We start from the raw sequence: 18,648 nt of genomic DNA, 5'->3' as shown, positions 1-18,648 counted from the left end.
ATCAGTCACGTTTTTTAAGCGCTTGTTACCCAGCCTATAATTTAAAAGTATTTTAACTAACATTATTAAAAAAGTAACAACATGAAGGTAGAACAAATATATACAGGTTGTTTGGCAGAAGCTGCCTACTACATTGAGTCTAACGGAGAAGCAGCTATTATTGACCCCTTGCGCGAAACTGAACCTTATACCCGCAAAGTGGCTCAACATGGTGCTACTCTTAAATATATTTTTGAAACCCACTTTCACGCCGATTTTGTGTCGGGGCATGTAGATCTTGCCAAAAAAACAGGGGCTACGATTGTGTTTGGACCAGAAGCAAAAACAAGCTATGACATATACTCTGCTCAGGACGGAGATGTGTTTGAAATAGGTAAAGTAAAAATAAAGGCTTTACATACCCCTGGCCATACGCTGGAGTCTACTACTTATTTGCTCATTGATGAGGAAGGCAAGCACCACGCTATTTTTTCGGGCGACACCTTGTTTATTGGCGACGTAGGACGCCCCGATCTTGCCGTAAAGTCTGATTTGACCAAAGAAGATTTGGCGGGCATGCTGTTTAATTCACTACGCCACAAGATTATGCCTTTGGCAGATGATGTAATTGTTTACCCTGGACACGGGGCAGGTTCGGCCTGTGGCAAAAACATGAGCGATGAAACTTTTGACTCTCTGGGCAATCAAAAGAAGACCAACTACGCCTTACGCGCTGATATGACCAAGGAGGAGTTTGTGAAAGAGGTAACCGATGGTATATTGCCTCCTCCTCAATACTTTGCCAAAAATGTAATGTTGAACAAACAAGGGTATGAAGAGGTAGACGAGGTGCTCGGACGAGGTATGAAAGCATTGAGTATTGAAGAGTTTGAAACCAAAAAAAGTGAAGGAGTGGTGATTTTGGATACACGCCACGAGCAAATATTTAACAAAGGTTTTGTACCAGGTGCCATCAACATAGGACTGGAAGGTACTTTTGCGGTATGGGTGGGTACACTCATCAAAAACCTCAATGAACCCATCATGCTGGTGGCACCCAAAGGTAAAGAGAAAGAAACCGTATTACGCCTGGCAAGGGTGGGGTATGACAACGCCATTGGCTACCTTAAAGGAGGGTTTGACGCCTGGCAGACTGCCAATAAGCCAGTAGACCAGATCAAATCTATTGAAGCAACAGAACTGGCCACATTGAATAAAAGTGGGAATATCAATATTTTGGATGTACGCAAACCTACTGAGTACCAATCGGAACGTATTGTAGATGCACAAAACTTTCCTTTAGACTTTATCAATGGGCACTTAAACGATCTTGACAAAGAAGCTACCTATTATATACATTGTGCCGGGGGGTACCGCTCTATGATTACTTCATCTATTTTAAAGAAGCATGGTTACCCCAATGTAATAGAAGTAAAAGGTGGATTTAGAGAAATTGCCAAAACAGACATTGCCAAAACTGAATATGTTTGTCCTTCTACCCTGTCATAAGCACGTGTTTACCAAAATTTGGGTAAAGGAGTTTTATTTACCTCATTGTTCTTTTAAGGCTGTTTCACCAGTAATTATGAGACAGCTTTGAAGGGGCAAGATAAGCGAGGTTTTCAAATTTATTGATTTTTAAAAAAAAGCTTTTTTAGTTATACAAATTATGAGTTTTCAAAACATCGACGTTGCTGAATTTAAACACAAAATAGCTCAAGAGCCTGACGCTGTCATACTAGACGTACGCTCGCCCATAGAATTGGAAGATGGCAGTGTGCCCAACCACCAACTAATTGACATTATGCAACCTGACTTTGCCAGCAAAATAGCTGAACTCGACAAGGAGAAAACCTATTTGGTGTATTGCCGAAGTGGTAACCGAAGCGGCAAGGCTTGCGCACTGATGGCTGAAATGGGTTTTACCAAGTTGTATAATCTTGCTGGTGGTATAATGGCTTGGAATGAAGCTCTTTAGAAGAGTATAAAAAATAGTGTTTTGTTTTACTAAACGACAGGGGTAGGGTTTTAGGGACTAGTACCTTAAACATTAAGTAAATGCGCTATTATTTGGGATGAGTTTTGTTTTCTGACGCACTTAAAAAATCGCGCAGAGTTAGTTTACAATTCCGATGCATATCGGAACCGGAGCTACGCAAGTTTTTTTTAAGTAAAGTCAGTGGGCTAAAGACTCCGAATAACCGAGCCTATTTCTAAATCCCGATTCATTTCATCGGGGCAGCTCTGCTGTGGCGAGCTCTGCGAAGCTAATGTAGTAGGAATTTAGTTTCCAGTGCACTAGGCGCCCCGCAAGCGGGATGTCAGCATAGCCTCCAGATACGTCCATTGCGTGAGCACGAATATTTAGCACTAAGGAACGTGATCGCCCCGTAAACGGGATTTCGGGCGTAGCCCTCAACAATAACCCCGATAAGAAATCGGGACTTTGAAGCTGTCCGGTTTAGAACATATTAGCTTCGCAGAGCTTGAACTTCGTTCTGCGGTTCTCTTTACTGACTTTCGTTACTTTTAGCCTTTGGCAGAGTTCGGCGCAGCAGGGCTGCAGCCATCGGTTTTCGCCGTAGCTATGGCTACGCCTGCAAAAAATGCCTCAGCCAGCCTCGAGTATACGCCCTCAATCTCGACACGTATTTTGAACATGTTCCTAAACTGAAAACCCACAAGTCACACACTTTTTTCAAGGGTTTTTACCTGGCAAAGAGTGTATAGGGCATAGTAAGATAAGGTTGTGTTTTTTTATGGATATAAACAAAATAATGCTCGTGATCTTTCATAAATAATTTGAGCCATTAAAGTGTATCTATTGCCCTCATTCTTCTCAAAAAAAAAGCTTCATAGCTTTGGCTATGCACCGTTTTTTTTGAATCGTCTGAGAACAATATATTTTCTTGAATTGGCACATCTTATTTTTTCCAGATCATTCGTAGTTTCAAGTGTCCATTTATGACAATAATCATAGCAAAAAATGGAAGGATCAGGCAAATTTGAAGAAAAATTTTAGTGAACTGAATCTTATATAGTATGAAAAAGATATTGATACCTACTGACTTTTCTGAATTATCGGAGTACGCCCTTCATACGGCTGAAAAAATAGCAACTTCGCTTGGTGCCGAAATACACGCCTTGAAGGTATTGCCTGCTCCTGGCGATGCTTATTTTGACGACAAAGGCAACATGCTCAATTGCCAGGATTATGACATGACCAAGTTTGAGAAGGAGCGTATGGAGAATGAAGCTAAAATTAAAGAATGGCTCAAAGACGCTAAAGTAAAAGTACATGTAGTGGTAAAGTTTGGCAATATGATAGACGACATAGTGGAGTATGTTAACGTCAATGCTATGGACTTGGTGGTAATGGGCACCAGTGGGGCGTCAGGTTGGAAAGAAATGTTTGTGGGCTCTAACGCCGAAAAGGTAGTAAGGTACTCTCCTGTTCCGGTACTTACGATCAAATGTGATAAACCCGATTGGGAGGTTGAGAAGATTTTGCTGGTCAATGATTTTAAAGAGCCAAAGATAGAAAACTTAACCGCATTAAAAACCTTACAAAAAGCATTTGAGGCGCAAATTCACTTATTAAAAATAGAAAAGGGGAAAGAAACTAACCGTGAGGTGTTTCAACAGATGGAAAAGTTTACCGAACTTAATCAGCTGGAAAATGTAGAGTTTCACGTAGAGAGCAGCAGCAAAATTGAAGAAGGGGTATTTTATTTTGCCCACGAGCATTCTATAGACTTAATTACGATGGGTACCCATGGGCGTACTGGTTGGGATCATTTGATCAAGGGGAGTATTTCTGAAAACCTGGTAAACCATATGTACAAGCCCATATTGACTTTTAAATTAAACTAAGTAATTACGAATTTTTCAATTACAAGTGTACGAACAATAGTCCGTAGCATTTAGTCCATAGTCCATAGCGGATTCGAGTAAATGTTTACCCTGTTAATATCTGTAAGTCAGTGAATTATATAAATTTTTGTGCTTGCTTTATTTTTAAAAGGGTTCAGGTTGTATGCCTAAACACGCAGTTAAATAGTTGTTAAATTCATCATCAACTAATAAACAAGCCTCTGGCGAGCTTAACAAAGTTAATCAGCTATCAACCTTGACTAAAATCACTGCGGAGTATTGTACGAAACAGTCAGTTTATAATTGAAAAATTCGTGGTTTTACAATCAAAACAACCAAATTGTGTTAGAACTAATTAAACAACCCTGGGCGTGGTACATTGCCGGACCACTGCTCGCATTGGTGGCCATTGCGCTGCTGTTTTTTGGCAAATCGTTTGGCGTATCGGCTACTTTGCGCACTACCTGTGCTGCATTGGGTGCTGGAAAAAAGACGAGTTTTTTTCATTATAACTGGAAAGCCGACCGCTGGAATATATTGTTTGTAATAGGGGCGATAGTGGGTGGTATGATTGCCAGCCAGTTTTTGATGCACCCTACCGTGAGTGTGTCACCAGACACAGTACAAGATTTGCAAAAAATGGGGGTACAAGATGTCTCCGGGTTAGCACCCGCAGATTTGTTTGGCTGGCAGGCACTCTTTTCACTCAAAGGAATGGTGGTATTGGTACTTGGAGGCTTTCTCATCGGTTTTGGGGCTCGCTATGCAGGGGGTTGTACATCGGGGCACGCCATCAGTGGCTTATCAAACCTACAGCTTCCTTCGCTCATTGCGGTCATTGGTTTTTTTGTTGGAGGGTTACTCATGACACATTACCTCTTGCCACTTATTTTGCAACTTTGATTTTTTTTGCCTTTATAAATGAAATAATGAACATACAAACAAATGTTTGATTAAAATGAAAACGATTAAGTATATTTTTGCCGGAATACTGTTTGGTATTATCATGACTAAGGCGGAAGTAATTTCGTGGTATCGTATCCAGGAAATGTTCCGTTTTCAATCATTCCACATGTATGGTATCATAGGCTCAGCGGTAGCACTGGGTATGTTGGCTACTTTTCTGATCAAGAGGTTCCGCCTACGCTCTATTCAAGGGCAGCCTATTGCCTTCAATGACAAGAAAAAATCAATTCCCCGTTACCTTATTGGAGGAGTTTTGTTTGGATTGGGCTGGGCGATGACTGGTGCCTGCCCCGGACCATTGTATGTGCTCATTGGACACGGTTTTGGGGTAATACTAGTGGTGTTGGCAAGTGCACTATTGGGTACTTATGTTTACGGCTTGTTCCGCAACAAATTGCCACATTAGCTTTTTTAGTCTTGGAAGTAGGCCTTTTATCCTTGTCATTGGCTCAAAGGGTGGTTGCGCCCATGCTTTATGGTTGAACTATTGAAAACTCAAGCAGGCAAGCCCTCAAGTATCCAGGCGCAGCATTGTATCTGGGCTTTGCTCTGTAGTATTCCAAAAATAACCTGCCGTTTTTATATTCTCTGGTTTTATAAGAAAGCGCTATTTGTATATATGGTATTTCTGGCATAATTTGCTGTAGCAATCACACAACTAAATCTCAGGAATGAACATGGTCAAAATCTTCTTATTTGTTGCCTTGATATTATGCGGAACTATAGCCCAGGCGCAACAGGATTCTACAAAAAAGCAAGCACCTCTCCCCACCAAGGGAGACTCTATCAAGGCTGGAGGAGGTAACCCCTTCCCACCTGATGTAAAAAAAACAACCTCCGATCAGGCACGCATCAAAGTCTTGTCAGATTCGTTGGCCTTGCTTTATCAACAATTTTTAAATATTCAAAAAACCTCGCAACAAAATGCGCAAAGACTAAATAATGTAAATGTAAACATCAAAAAAAGCAAAGAAGGCCTTGCCCAAACCCAACAAATGAGTAAAGAATTGAGAGATTCGCTGAACAGCATTTATAAAAGACACAATACCTTGCGGCAAGAGGTAAATGTAGGGGTAAAAGCGATCAAAGATATTAAAATAAAAGATTTGCTGGATGCCAAAAACCGCTATACAACCAATATAAGAAGTATAAAAACTACGGCAAATTTTATTTATGCCTTCAATAACGGGCTCAATGGGCTGGAAGCTTCGCTGGTGTTTACCGACTACGCCAATGCCATTAACAGCCTGAATAATCCTCAAAACAATGAACTGGGGTTTTCGCTGGAAACCGAGATTGTAGGCTTGATTAACCAGCAAGTGGTAGGCAAACTTAGAAGGTTTAGGCGCCGCAAAAAGAACCGCTTTTTAGGAGTTGTTTCCACTATTTTACGTAACCCCATCACCCAATCATTGGTATCTTCGGTGCCTGCCGTAAACTCTATTTATTCGGTAGCCAACCTGGTAAATAATACCGTGGTAAACCACAAAGGAGTAAGTGCAGGAGATTTGAAAAGCTTTCATGAAGGTTTGCGTAAATATGTAGAACACTATGACAACCTCTCGGCTTTGAACAAGGTGTTGGCAGTAACCAACGAAAATCTGAAAGTAAAAACAGAAGCTTTGCGCAAGCTTACCAATGAGTTTGTCAAAGAGATGGTGGCTACGTTGTACAATGCACAAAACATGAATACGCTCAAAGATAAATCACTCAATGATATTATAGATCAATACTACACCTATAGTCAGGTGATGCGACATATAGAAAAGATTGAAAAGAGCTATGTCAGTTCAAACTCAAATCAAATAAGCTATCACATCATTGTAAGAGATGACCGGGTGGGCTATTCGATACTTGCCCGCAACAAAATAGAGTTTATTACAGGAGAAATAGAGCAGATTTCATCGGAATATTTGACTGCCCTGGAAGAGTACCACAAAAACATCGTGATTATATTGACCAATGCATATAAATTGAGTAAAAACCCCGCAAAAATTCAAACCAAAATAAAGAAACTCAATCAACAGTTTGAACAGGTAAAAAAAGATTACCAGAAAAAGGTCAACATCAAAAACATAAGGAATCGCCTGAACGAAATTCCAAGGTATTAAACCACTCTAGTACATATAAAAAAACCTCCCCAAGTTGCTTTGAGGAGGTACTATCATTTAAAAAATATAGTATAGCTATTTACAAGGTGAATATTTTGATAGTATTTGTAACAAGTAGGGCTTAAGCTGCCACTACTTTGCGACTTTGGTTTTCACACCAAAGCAAATCTGCTTGAAACAGGTTGGCTTGTTCTAACATATAAAAGCCAAGTTGCATATCAAGTCCAATGCTTACTTCTACGCCTTCTGCTTGTTTGGCGAGGTATAGATTTTTTAGTTCTAAGGGCAATTGACTCAATGTTCTTTGTACAATAATTTCGGGTAATAAATTTTCAACAAGGGATTTACGGCTGATTGTTTTAGCTGTCATAGTCATAATTGATCAAAGTTGGAAAAAGGTATGCAAGTTGAGGTTTGCATAGTAGGTTCAACGGCAAGCGCCTTTAGGAGTTTACCTAAATCAACCCAAATTCAAATGAGTATTTATACCTAAAAACAATTGGGACTTATCACTAAAAACACGTATAAATACGGGTGTATTTAATGTAGCTTAAATGGCTGGACAATCAGTGCGTTGACTATTTTGAGGGGTGTAAGAAAAGTATTTTATATGCTTTACATTGATTGTTCTAGCTGAATCAAATAGCAGGCCAGTATATTGTATTAAAATAAAGATAATAGTATTATAATTCCTATTTTTATACACATCGAAGGCATTTTATTACATCTAACTTTTATATTTTTTGCTACTCACATTATAAAAAGAGCCTTTATTCATCGCTTGTTATTTGCTCAGTATAATAGTAAATGCTTTAAGAAAACTATCTACAGCTGAATATTTGGCTCAACCCTGATTATCAAATACTTATAAGAGGTTTTTTCAGCTATTACAAAAAAACAATAAATCTTCACTTTTCTTGCAGAGGTCTGGTTTTTTGTTATATTTGTCAAATATTGGTACTTAACTATCAACCAATGAATATATCTTGCCTTTAGCTATTTATATCTACACCTGATAATCATTTACCAATTTCTTACGTTTATTATTTTTTTTTAATTTTTTTTATCATGAATATTTTTGTGGCTAAGTTGAGTGACGAAACCACCAACGAATCCTTACATTCTCTATTTCAACCCTTTGGAGAAGTTGAATCAGCTAAAGTAATTTATGACCGCGATACGGGGATGTCTCGCCGTTTTGGGTTCGTAGAAATGCCTAACGAAGAAGAAGGAGTTGAAGCAATCAATGCTTTGAACGAAAGTGATTTTGAAGGAAGAAACATTGTAGTAAAAAAAGCTCGCCCTCGTGAGCAGCACAACAATCGCGCATTTAGCGGTGGTGGTGGTGGCTACAACCGGGGCGGAGGCTACGGTGGTGGCTATAACCGAGGCGGAGGCTACAACAACGGGTACTAAAACCAGTTGTAGTGCAACCCTCACTATCACATACATTATTATCTCCATTTCTATGGCACCTGATACTCAACACATCAGGTGTTTTTTTTGCCCTATTGAAACACAGAACTAATGATATGGCGTATAGGCTGACAAGTTCTGGGTAGCCCACTTTTTTATCAATTTTTTTGTGAAATAAGTAAAACTACTAAAATAACCTGAGCCATTTGACTAATCTTATAGCCCCAGACTTCTTGAAAAAATATGTCCATAGCTTTGGCTATGCAAATATTTTTTCAATCGCCTGAAACTAAAATATTGCACCATATTTGGCTCATTTTATTTTTTCCGTTTTACTAACCTCTCGATAAAATGAAAAACCACTCTTTTTTATCAATGGTATGGCTATGCCTTTTGTTTCCTCTAGTGAGCAGTTGTGGCAAAGTACAACTACCTGTTGAAACCCCTCTTTTTTTAGATCAAACATCTGTGGCTGTTTCTTTTGACAGTGGCAACTACCTCAACAACTGGAACCGGGTCGATACCAAGACTTATGTTGAAAGTAAGCTCACCACACTTATGCAAGAAAACCGGGTAGAGGTACAAGGAGGGCTTTTTGTCAATACTCCATTTAAGTTAACAATTCGCAGCATACGCTTTGAACAAAAAACAGGTACTGCCATTCGCTGCCCCGAAGACTGCGGCATTGTTACCGTATCACGCGAAAAAGTAAGACTTGATGTAGCGTTTGCTCTTCACAAAAACGGGCAATTGATCAAAAAATGGGATTTTTGTAATGTAGCCAAAGAAAGCATCTACGAAGACTACTCCCCTTACTCCGATTGTCCTGTATATAGTACTGGTACCATTTCAGTTGAGTCGATGCTTGACCGATGTATAGAGAAAATACAACAAAAAGTAAGTCGACGAATGAAAAATAACCTCTAAAGCACACTGGACGTATAGACCATTAAAAAACCCATCAATGCTTTCAAGTAAAGACGGGCTTGTTTGTATGATATTCCCTAATTCTCAACTAAAAGTTATTTTTGGTCTGTTCCTTCACCAAAAGCAATCCGGGTTCGGGGCAGCTTTTCACGTATTTTTTGTTGAGTAGCTTCTGACATAGGGTTGCCCTTCAGGTTAAGTTCCTGTAATACTACCCAATTTTCTATCCCCTCTGGCAAATCGGTCAATTGGTTGTTGTTGAGGTACAAATACTGAATATAGGGTATCTCGGTTATCTCGGTAGGCAAGGTTGTCAGTTGATTATTGGCAAGGTTAACTACCATCAATTTCTTTAAATCTTTTATCTCTTTGGGCAATGCCATCAACTGGTTGTTGTCTAAATACACCTCTTGCAAGTCTTCTAACTCTCCTATCACCGTTGGCAATTCAGTCAATGCATTGCTACCCACGTGCAACCACTTCATCGCCTTGCAATTGCCCAAGGCATCGGGCAGTTTACCCAACTTATTCTTTTGCACATTAAATCTTTCCAGTTTTACAAGATTGCCCAGGGTTTCGGGTAAAGTAGTGAGTTCATTATCACCCATGCTTAAGTCAGTCAACAACACCGTTTGCTCCAGGGCTTTGGGTAGTTGGGTCAGCCCCTGCTGATCTAAAGTCAAAAACGGCAAATACTGCCAGTGATCAGCGTCCACAGGAATACTGCTAAATTGCTTGGCTTGTACGTGTACCGTTTCTATATGCTCCAGACTTTTAAACACATTTGCCAGGTCAAGCCCTTCGTTATTGCGTACATCCAATTCTTTGAGCCCTTTCATTTGTGCTATAGAGGCGGGCAACTCTGTCAAGTTGTTGTGATGTAAATGCAAAAATTCTAGTTTTTCAAGCTTTTCTAAGCCTTGGGGCAAACCAGTGAGCTTATTGTGCTCCAGCGAGAGGTATTCCAGGTTTTCCAGCTGGCTAATTTCAGGGGGCAGCTCGGCAATTTCGTTGTACTCCAGGTACGCAATTTTTAGTTGGGGCAGGCTGCCTATTTCTGAGGGCAGGCTTTTGAGCTGGTTGCCCGACATTTGCAAATGCTCCAGGGTGGTCATTTGGCTAACTTCAGGGGGCAATGCCTCTATTTCGTTGTCAAAGATATACAGCTTTTTGAGCTTGGGTAGCTTAAGCAATGCTGCCGGAAATTGAGTAAACTTATTACGCTCCAGGCGCAGTTCTTCCAGGTTTTCGAGCTGATCAAAAGTTTCGGGCAGTTCTACTATTTGGTTTTGCTGTATTTTGAGCCACTTAAGCGCCGAAAGCCTGCCCAGTTCGGGCGGCAAGTGTTTGATCTGATTCACACTTACATTGAGTTCTTCGAGCAGGGTCAAGTTGCCTACTTCTGGGGGAATTTCAGTCAAAAAATTATCGCCCAAATCCAAAGACTTAAGACTTGTGAGCTTATCGAAGTGATCAGGGAAACGATGAAACCCGTTTTTACCAAGGTTAAGCACCTCAAGGTTACGCAAGTTGAGCACTGCATCGGGCAATTTGCCCAGGCGGTTTTGGTAAAGGTTGAGTACCTTAAGGTTGCGCAGGTGGGTAAGTCCAAAAGGGATAGTGCTCAAAAAATTACTGCTCAGATTTATTTTTTCGAGCCCAAACATCCGCTCAATATTTTGCAATACCTCAGGTTTTTCTGTAAAGTCCTGCCCTGCCAACTCAATCTCTTTGATGTCTTCCAGCACTTCCATAAACCCATGCTCAAGACAAAGCAGCAATTTGTCGCTGGTACCAGTCAAATAAGTTTTTAATTCTCCAGGCATTGGTTCCATTCCCGATAAAATCTGAAAGGCAAGCTCATTATTAAACCTTTCACTGCTTTCGAGATGTCCTTTGATGTTTTCGATAAAGTCTTTGTCCATAAAATTGGTAATCATTATAAATACACGCGATTGTGTATGCTTGCTGATCAATATTGCTTCTCTGGTAAAATTAACAGATTAATTCTAACAACCAGATCGTTCACAAAAAAAGTTTGAGCAAGTAATGACACAGTTTTTCCAAAATAACAATTTTTTAAAACCCTTTGAACTGACAATCACAAAAATAAATTGGATATTTGACCATAAAGCCTATATTGATAGTATAGGGGTTATGGGGGCTAGGAGTTAGGTTTTACCCTATTACAAGTACAAGGTTCTAGAAAATAGGTTCTAGGTACACCCTATTCCCTGTACAGGTATACTATCCACCGTTTTATTTGGTTTTTATTATATAAGAGAGTGTGTGTAAACTGATTAATTTGTTCTGCCTTAGTATTAAGGAACATGTTCGCCCCGTAAACGGGATTTCGGGCATAGCCCTCAACAATAACCCCGATAAGAAATCGGGACTTTGAAGCTGTCCGGTTTAGAATAAATTAGCTTCGCAGAGCTTGAACTTCGTTCTGTGGTTCTCATTACTGCCTTTTGTTATTTTTATTGTCCGTGGTACCGTCCCACGGTCTGGCTCAACATCCCCCGGATGTTGCCTTGCCCGCAAAAACCGATGGCTAAAGCTTCGCTTTGCCGAGCTCTGCCAAAGGCTAAATGCCGCAGTCAGCTTTGAGCCTTTAACCAAAATCTGGACACCTATTTTGAACACGTTCCTAAGTATTTATAATTGGAGTTTAAAAGGTGCCCTCTGACAGTAAAATTCAACTATACGCTCAAAAAAAACATTAAATTATCATAAAAGAATGGAAGTTAAACAAGGGAGTCAATATTCTGAAGTTTATATCCAGCGCATCAAACAGTTTCTCAACAGTCGTGACGAGGCAAACATAGAACTAGCCTTTTTTATACTGAAGGGCAATGGGGTGCCACCTGAGCTTTATAAAATGCTATCGACCGGAAAAAAAGTATTATTATGCCTGGAGCATGGCTTTTTAGATATTGTTGCTAACATCCCAAGTCTGGACTGGGAGGACTGTGAACTCAAAGAGATTCCGGCAAGCATTGTACACCTCAAAAATCTACGTGAACTTTACCTTGAGTACAATCAGTTAACTGACTTTCCGCCTGAAATAGCCCAACTTACCCAGCTCCGCGAGATCAATGTAAGCGAAAACTTATTTGCTTCGCTACCTGCTACTATAGGCAAGCTAACCCAGCTCGAAGAGCTTAAACTCAGTGGCAACCAATTAACTACGTTGCCACCCGAAATAGGCAATCTCACCAAGTTGCAATACATTGGCTTAAGCAACAACCGTATTACTTCGCTTCCTCAGGAGTTTGCTCAATTACAAAGCCTTGAATACCTGGGTTTTAGCAATAATGAGCTTACGCAACTCCCTCAGGAAATATACAGCCTGCCCCGCCTCAAAAAAATAACCCTTTATGGGAATTACTTCTCTCACGAAGAAATTAAAAAAATAAACCGTCATTTACCCAATACTTATGTGCGCTTTCGTTAAATAACTCTACACGCCACGTTTGCTGCCATAAATATGAATGTGCAGCCGATCGGTGTAATGAAACCCATATTGCTTGCACTGTTCTACTAACCACGATTGTTTGCTCTTGAGCTGTTCGGGGGTAGTGCCTTCAGGCATCAGGTATACCTTGTGGGAGGGCAAATCATACTTTTTTATCAATTCTAACACCTCCTCAAGGTCAGCTTGTTGGGCAATCACAAACTTAAACCAAGCCTTGGGGCTTTGCCTAAAAAAAGCGTATGCCTCAGGTTTTTCCCTGATTTTCATTGAGTTATTAGAGTTTTCCAACTTTGGTGATACGTTGTATTGATCAATCAAAGCGTCAAATTCGCTGGAAGGCAACAAAGTACCGTTAGTTTCTACCTCAAACCAATACCCTGCGTCTTTCTTGCGTAATTGAGCCATTAACTCTACCCACGCTTTTTGCTGCAGCAACGGTTCTCCGCCGGTCAGCACCAGGTTTTTGCAAGCATACGGCGCTATCTCTTCAATAATTTGTGCCGTACTTAGCTCTACAATCTGCTCTTTTTTATCGTATTTTTCATAACCCGGCGTTTGGTCAAACACATGCGGGTAGGGTGTGTTTTTCCAGTTCCAGGTATAGTCAGTATCGCACCAAATACAATGCAGGTTGCACAATGAGCTTCTGATAAAAACCGTGGGTTTACCCAAGCTTTTACCCTCGCCTTGTATGGTGTAAAATATCTCTCCTTTTCCGTTAAACTTGGCAATCTTCATATAAGGTATAAGGTACTAGGGGCTAGGTACTGGGGGTAGCTATTCACCAGCACCTGCACCCAAAAATCAATAAATACTCAAATGCAACATAAAGGCTTCGAGTAGTACTTTCCAGTGCTTATGATTGAAACCAACAATGTGTTTAGACAAAAACCCAAACAGGCAACAAACGCTAAGAATGTACCAAGCACTTGTTGCTTGCCTACCCCTGTATTTGTGTGGCTGGCACCGATGCACGAATGGCCTGTTCGATATCGGCAATAATGTCGTCAATGTGCTCAAGCCCGGTAGAAATGCGAATAAGACCAGGGCTAATACCTACTGCCATTCTTTCTTCGTCGCTGAGCTTAGAGTGGGTAGTAGACGCCGGGTGAGTGGCTATAGTACGCGTATCGCCCAGGTTGGCCGTAAACGAAATCATTTGCAAAGCATTGAGAAAGTCACGCCCTCGATTTACGCCTCCTTTTACCTCAAAACTCACCAAACCACCTCCCAAACGCATTTGCTTTTTGGCCAGGTCATACTGAGGGTGAGAAGGTAAAAATGGGTATTTCACAAAACTTACTTCTTCGTGTTTTTCTAAATATTGCGCCAGTTTCAGGGCGTTATCGCAATGTTTTTCCATTCTGATAGACAGCGTCTCCAAACTTTTAGACAATATCCAACCATTGAAAGGCGACAGGGCTGGTCCAGTGTGGCGTGCCATAAAACGTACTTCTTCTATGGCTGCTTTTGTACCCAATACAATGCCCCCAATGGTGCGTCCTTGCCCATCTATAAACTTAGTAGCAGAATGCGTTACTACGTCTGCTCCAAACTGAACTGGGGTTTGTAAATAAGGGGTAGCAAAACAATTGTCTACTATATACAACAACTCATGTTTTTTGGCAAGTTTACCTGCCCACTCCAGGTCTATAATATCTAAGGCAGGGTTTGAAGGAGTTTCTATAAATAATACCTTGGTGTTGTCTTGTACGGCAGTTTCCCAGCTATCGGGTTTGTCTATGTCTACATATGTATGGCTAATGCCCCAACGTGGAAAAACCTGAGTAATGATTTGGTGAGTAGACCCAAACAACGAGCGACAAGCCAGCACGTGGTCGCCCGCCTTAAGAAAAGACGCCATGCTCAAAAACATAGCCGCCATACCAGAGGCAAGCGCGATTCCGTCTTCGGTGCCCTCCAGCAAACACATTTTCTGGACAAACTCGTCGTTATTGGGGTTTGAGTAGCGCGAATAAATATTGCCTTCTTGTTCGTTGGCAAACAAAGCACGGGCGTGTTCGGCATCGTTAAACACAAAGCTTGAGGTAGCATAAATGGGCGCAGAGTGTTCGCGCTCTCCCGAACGCGTGACCTGGGTACGAATAGCGTTGGTTTCAAAGTGTTCTGAGTTATCTTGCATTGATATTCGTGTTAGTATTATTAAAGAATGCGGGAAGGTTACAAATGCACTTTGAAAGCACGCATAACACTTCCTTAAAATCAAATATAATCAGAGATTTTAGTTTTCACAGCTTTGCAAAAGGGCTTTATACCTACAGACAAAAAATAGTCAGCATAGTATCAAACACGCACACAAGGCTTTTTTCAAAATAAAAACAATCTAAAACACCTCATTACTTAATATTTAAATAGCAAGCTTACATAATTAAGTATATTATTTGTTAGCCTAACCAATAAACTGCCACTTAAGTTTTGTTAGGCAATCGCCTAAAAACTGGTTGTCTTGCAAAGCTACCCTGTCTTTAGCAAACTAGCCATACTTGCCCCTCACCCCCATCAAATAGTTCATTGTAAAAAGTTAAATTGTAACATTTTGCTATCAGACAATCATTTGCAACTCAGGTTTCTAGTACTCCAGACACTAAATATGTAAAGCACTATTTCGCTTCCTTTGCCCTTTGACTTCTCTTAAAAAATATCGCGTAGCTATGGCTATGCTCAATTTTTAAAGATCGTCAAAGAACAAAATTTAGCCAAATTGTTACTTTACCTACTTAGAAGCTAGAGTACTAGTGGGCAACACCTGATTTTTTCACTCATAAATATTACTAACATGCCTGATTCATCAATAAAAAAGTTTTGAGAGATAAAAGTGGGCGCCGTGCTTCTATCAAAAAACATTTTAATCAACTCACAATCAGACTTCAACCTGTTTTGGCTAAGCGATGAAATCACCCTAAAGGTTACAAAGCCCAGCCTGAGGTAGCATATATTTGGCTATTTTTTAAGGTTCTCCCTTTCATTACTTTACAATTCTATTGATATATTACAAAAAAAACACCCACACTTATTTGCTATTAGGCTGGTGGCAAACAAGTATGGGAAAAAAAACCTGAGAACACTGTAAATTTGCGCCGATCTTTTGACCAGCCCACACAAAGCTATCCATCTACCTTCAGTTTTCTGGGCAAGCCAATTCAAACCCTGCAAATAGCTACGCTTAGTGTCTGTCTGTTTTTTATAAAATATAAGATCAAATGCATCAAGGTATCAAAGTAAATTTATTAATACTTATCATTAGTAGCTTATTCTATAGTTGTTCTTTGTTTGAGAAAGAGTTTATTCTGCCATCGCCAATGGCTACAGAAGCCAGTAAAGTAGAGGTAGTGAGCTTTACAGCACACTGGAAAAAAGTAACAGGGGCAGGAAGCTATGAAATAGACCTGGCACTTGATAAGGATTTTACTCAGTTTGCCCCTGGTTACCACGCCAAAAGAGTTTCCGAACTAGCTGTTCAACTCAATAACCTGGAAGCCAATACCACTTATTACTACCGGGTGAGAGCAAATATATCTAATCAAACCTCTCAAAACTCTAACGTGATCACTGTTACCACCAAGGCATTAGGTCGCCCACTGGTATACCCAGCCACCGAAATCTCAGCCACTGGTTTTCGCCTGCACTGGAAAAAAATGCCTATTGTAACTGCTTATGTATTGGATGTGGCTACCGACGAAAGCTTTACCAGGTTTGTAGAAGGTTACCAAGGGCACGAAATAGTAGGGCTTTCTTATAAAAAATGAGAGTAAAGAAAAAAGTTGTAAAATTGGAGTTACGACACAACCTCAATTACAACCAACCCTTACTCTCATGTTATTCAAAGGACGAAGTTTTTACGAAGAAATGCAAAATTGTGCAGCATTAGATCTTAGAGATACTCGTGGCAAAATACATAATCTAGCTTTTGTTTTATTAGGCGTGTTATTAGGTATACTCCGCAAACGAGATGGCGTTCTCTCAAGTATTCATCGTAGCATGGTCAATACCAACTCGGCACTATGTGCTTTTTTAGATATACCAGAAACCACAGTAGTTTCTCGTTCTCACCTACCTGTTTTACTACAAAAGGTAGATGTGGAAGTCTTTGATTACTTGTTATTTACGCATTATGGTTTTCGTTTGGACTCTCAGGAAAAGCAATGGTTTAGTGGTGATGGCAAGGAGTTGCGTGGAAGCATTGAGTCAGGCAAAAAACGAGGACAAGCCGTGGTTCAAATAGTGCACCATCATTCAGGAGAAGCGATTGCCCAAAATTACTACGATGGGCAAAAAGAAAGTGAAATACCTACTTTACGTGCTTTACTTTCCAAGGATGACCTGGCGAGTCAAAAAATCACTTTGGACGCTTTACACCTTTGTCCTAGCACTACTGAGATGATTACCAAGGCGGGAGGTGTTTTTTTGATTGGGCTTAAAGAAAACCAGCCAACATTGCTTGCTCACATGACTGACTGTGCATTGCCTCCTATTGACCAAAAAACGACTTTTGACTTCAACCATGGGAGAGTTGAGCAAAGAAAATATTGGTTGTATGATGTAAGTAAGCAGGGTTTTGATCCACGTTGGGATAATACAGCTTTTAAAAGACTAGTAAAAGTTCAAAGAACCCGCATCAATCAAAAAAACGCGAAAATAAGTAGAGAAGTGAGTTATTACATCTCTAATGAAACAGCAAAAGAGGGAATATTTGATGCAGTAAGAAATCATTGGAGTGTCGAGGTCAATAACCACATCAGAGATGTGACATTGAACGAAGATCAACTAAAGTCAAAAAAAAGACAGTTCAAATGACCTTGGCTGAGCTTAGGACACTGGCTATCAAAATTTTAAAAAAGAAAACAATGAAAAGTTATATCGCCCAAATAGAGCTTTTTCAGGATGATTTTAACTTATTATTAAACTGGTTGAAGACCATTGGGTTTTTATAAGAAAGCCCTGCACGAAATAGTGGCAGACACTCATTTACTCATCAGCAATGTCACTGTAAACAAACAATATTTTTACAGAGTAAGGGTGAAACAATCCAACTCATTGTCGGAATACTCAAATACTTTATCAGTGTTTACCACTGTTTTGCCCAGCCCCGAATCGCTACCCGCTACCGAGATAGGGTATACGAGCTTTATAGCCAACTGGAAAGCAATGCCTGAGGCAAGTTCCTACCAAATAGACGTGTCAACTGACCCTTTCTTTGAGCGTATATTGCCCAAATACAACAACTTAAACGTAAGTGCCAATCGTTTAGTAGTGGTCAATCTCGATGCTAACAAAAAATATTATTACAGGATAAGGGCACTCAACAACGAAACCAGGTCTAACTATTCTAAAGTGGTCATTGTCAATACAATTAATCTGGCGGCTCCAGTAGCCACGGTAGCCACTAATGTAGAAAGTGGGGGGTTTAAGGCCAATTGGCAACCAGTAGCCAATGCTGCCTCGTATTTGGTAGATGTGGCACTTGATCCGGGCTTTAGTCAAATTTTGCCCACTTACAACAACCTGGCAGTTATCGACAACTTTGTAGACCTACAGTCGCTTAACGCCAGCACTACTTATTATTACCGGGTAAGAGCCCAAGGGCTGGGAGCAATATCTGAGTATTCCAATACCATTGCTACAGTGACTGGCTTATTGCCTGCTCCCATTGCCAACGCTATGAGCGACCACAAAGCATTTGAGTTTACCGCCCACTGGCAAGCACAACCAGACATTAATATATATGTGCTGGATGTGGCTACCGACGCCAGCTTTAGCAACTTTGTGGTAGGCTATCAAAGTAAGGAGGTATTAGGCAACTCACATAAAGTTACTGGGTTGGACTTCAAAACAAGGTATTATTATCGGGTACGTGCCAAACGCCTTAGTAAATACTCG

Annotated in this window: 16 protein-coding genes; 12 read left to right on the top strand and 4 right to left on the bottom strand. The window is 40.4% G+C overall.

The annotated features are described in order from the left end of the window. The first annotated feature begins 81 nt into the window (after positions 1-81). From M23134_RS29415 to M23134_RS29390, 6 genes are all read left to right on the top strand, one after another. A complete protein-coding gene (locus M23134_RS29415) occupies positions 82-1,488 on the top strand; it encodes an MBL fold metallo-hydrolase (protein WP_002702674.1) in 1,407 nt (468 codons plus the stop codon). Positions 1,489-1,648: 160 nt separating this feature from the next. Continuing rightward, complete coding sequence (locus M23134_RS29410) at positions 1,649-1,957, top strand: rhodanese-like domain-containing protein (protein ID WP_002702672.1); 309 nt, start codon at positions 1,649-1,651, stop codon at positions 1,955-1,957. Positions 1,958-3,021: 1,064 nt separating this feature from the next. Then, complete coding sequence (locus M23134_RS29405) at positions 3,022-3,852, top strand: universal stress protein (RefSeq protein ID WP_002702670.1); 831 nt, start codon at positions 3,022-3,024, stop codon at positions 3,850-3,852. A 342-nt stretch (positions 3,853-4,194) separates the two neighbouring features. Beyond that, positions 4,195-4,755, top strand: coding sequence for a YeeE/YedE family protein (locus M23134_RS29400; protein WP_045114594.1), 561 nt, complete (start codon positions 4,195-4,197; stop codon positions 4,753-4,755). Between the two features lie 55 nt (positions 4,756-4,810). Then, the gene (locus tag M23134_RS29395; RefSeq protein ID WP_002702668.1) at positions 4,811-5,224 is read left to right on the top strand and encodes a DUF6691 family protein; all 414 of its coding nucleotides are present in this window, start codon (positions 4,811-4,813) and stop codon (positions 5,222-5,224) included. A gap of 265 nt (positions 5,225-5,489) precedes the next feature. After that, positions 5,490-6,929, top strand: a complete 1,440-nt coding sequence (locus tag M23134_RS29390; RefSeq protein ID WP_045114586.1) for a hypothetical protein — start codon at positions 5,490-5,492, stop codon at positions 6,927-6,929. Positions 6,930-7,050: 121 nt separating this feature from the next. On the opposite strand, the gene M23134_RS29385 is transcribed toward M23134_RS29390, so the two are convergent. After that, positions 7,051-7,299 (bottom strand): hypothetical protein, encoded by a 249-nt coding sequence (locus M23134_RS29385; RefSeq protein WP_002702665.1) that lies wholly within the window; start codon positions 7,297-7,299, stop codon positions 7,051-7,053. Between the two features lie 698 nt (positions 7,300-7,997). Between M23134_RS29385 and M23134_RS29380 the strand changes: the two genes are divergently transcribed. After that, positions 7,998-8,345 (top strand): RNA recognition motif domain-containing protein, encoded by a 348-nt coding sequence (locus M23134_RS29380; protein ID WP_002702664.1) that lies wholly within the window; start codon positions 7,998-8,000, stop codon positions 8,343-8,345. 351 nt (positions 8,346-8,696) lie between these two features. Beyond that, positions 8,697-9,272, top strand: a complete 576-nt coding sequence (locus tag M23134_RS29375) for a hypothetical protein (protein WP_002702661.1) — start codon at positions 8,697-8,699, stop codon at positions 9,270-9,272. 95 nt (positions 9,273-9,367) lie between these two features. Here the strand turns inward: M23134_RS29375 and M23134_RS29370 are convergent, their stop codons facing one another. Further along, positions 9,368-11,197 carry a leucine-rich repeat domain-containing protein gene (locus M23134_RS29370; protein ID WP_198145111.1) on the bottom strand — a complete coding sequence of 610 codons (1,830 nt, stop codon included), beginning with the start codon at positions 11,195-11,197 and terminating at the stop codon, positions 9,368-9,370. 815 nt (positions 11,198-12,012) lie between these two features. Here M23134_RS29370 and M23134_RS29365 point away from each other — a divergent pair. Then, complete coding sequence (locus M23134_RS29365; RefSeq protein ID WP_002702659.1) at positions 12,013-12,729, top strand: leucine-rich repeat domain-containing protein; 717 nt, start codon at positions 12,013-12,015, stop codon at positions 12,727-12,729. A 6-nt stretch (positions 12,730-12,735) separates the two neighbouring features. Here M23134_RS29365 and M23134_RS29360 read toward each other — a convergent pair whose 3' ends face one another. Continuing rightward, entirely contained in the window at positions 12,736-13,488 is a 753-nt protein-coding gene (locus M23134_RS29360) for a 7-carboxy-7-deazaguanine synthase QueE (RefSeq protein ID WP_002702657.1), read from the bottom strand. Positions 13,489-13,690: 202 nt separating this feature from the next. Further along, positions 13,691-14,893 (bottom strand): trans-sulfuration enzyme family protein, encoded by a 1,203-nt coding sequence (locus tag M23134_RS29355; protein WP_002702649.1) that lies wholly within the window; start codon positions 14,891-14,893, stop codon positions 13,691-13,693. A 1,078-nt stretch (positions 14,894-15,971) separates the two neighbouring features. Between M23134_RS29355 and M23134_RS29350 the strand changes: the two genes are divergently transcribed. The 3 genes from M23134_RS29350 to M23134_RS29340 all read left to right on the top strand — a co-directional run. After that, the gene (locus M23134_RS29350; RefSeq protein ID WP_002702640.1) at positions 15,972-16,517 is read left to right on the top strand and encodes a fibronectin type III domain-containing protein; all 546 of its coding nucleotides are present in this window, start codon (positions 15,972-15,974) and stop codon (positions 16,515-16,517) included. Positions 16,518-16,584: 67 nt separating this feature from the next. Then, positions 16,585-17,565 carry an ISAs1 family transposase gene (locus M23134_RS29345; RefSeq protein WP_157558709.1) on the top strand — a complete coding sequence of 327 codons (981 nt, stop codon included), beginning with the start codon at positions 16,585-16,587 and terminating at the stop codon, positions 17,563-17,565. A gap of 123 nt (positions 17,566-17,688) precedes the next feature. Further along, positions 17,689-18,648, top strand: a 960-nt coding sequence (locus tag M23134_RS29340) for a fibronectin type III domain-containing protein (RefSeq protein ID WP_045114583.1), incomplete at its 3' end; no start/stop codon positions are given.

The organism is Microscilla marina ATCC 23134 (assembly GCF_000169175.1).
Classification (GTDB): domain Bacteria; phylum Bacteroidota; class Bacteroidia; order Cytophagales; family Microscillaceae; genus Microscilla; species Microscilla marina.
Note: the sequence above shows the minus strand (reverse complement) of the source record. Positions and strands in the feature narration are given on the sequence as shown.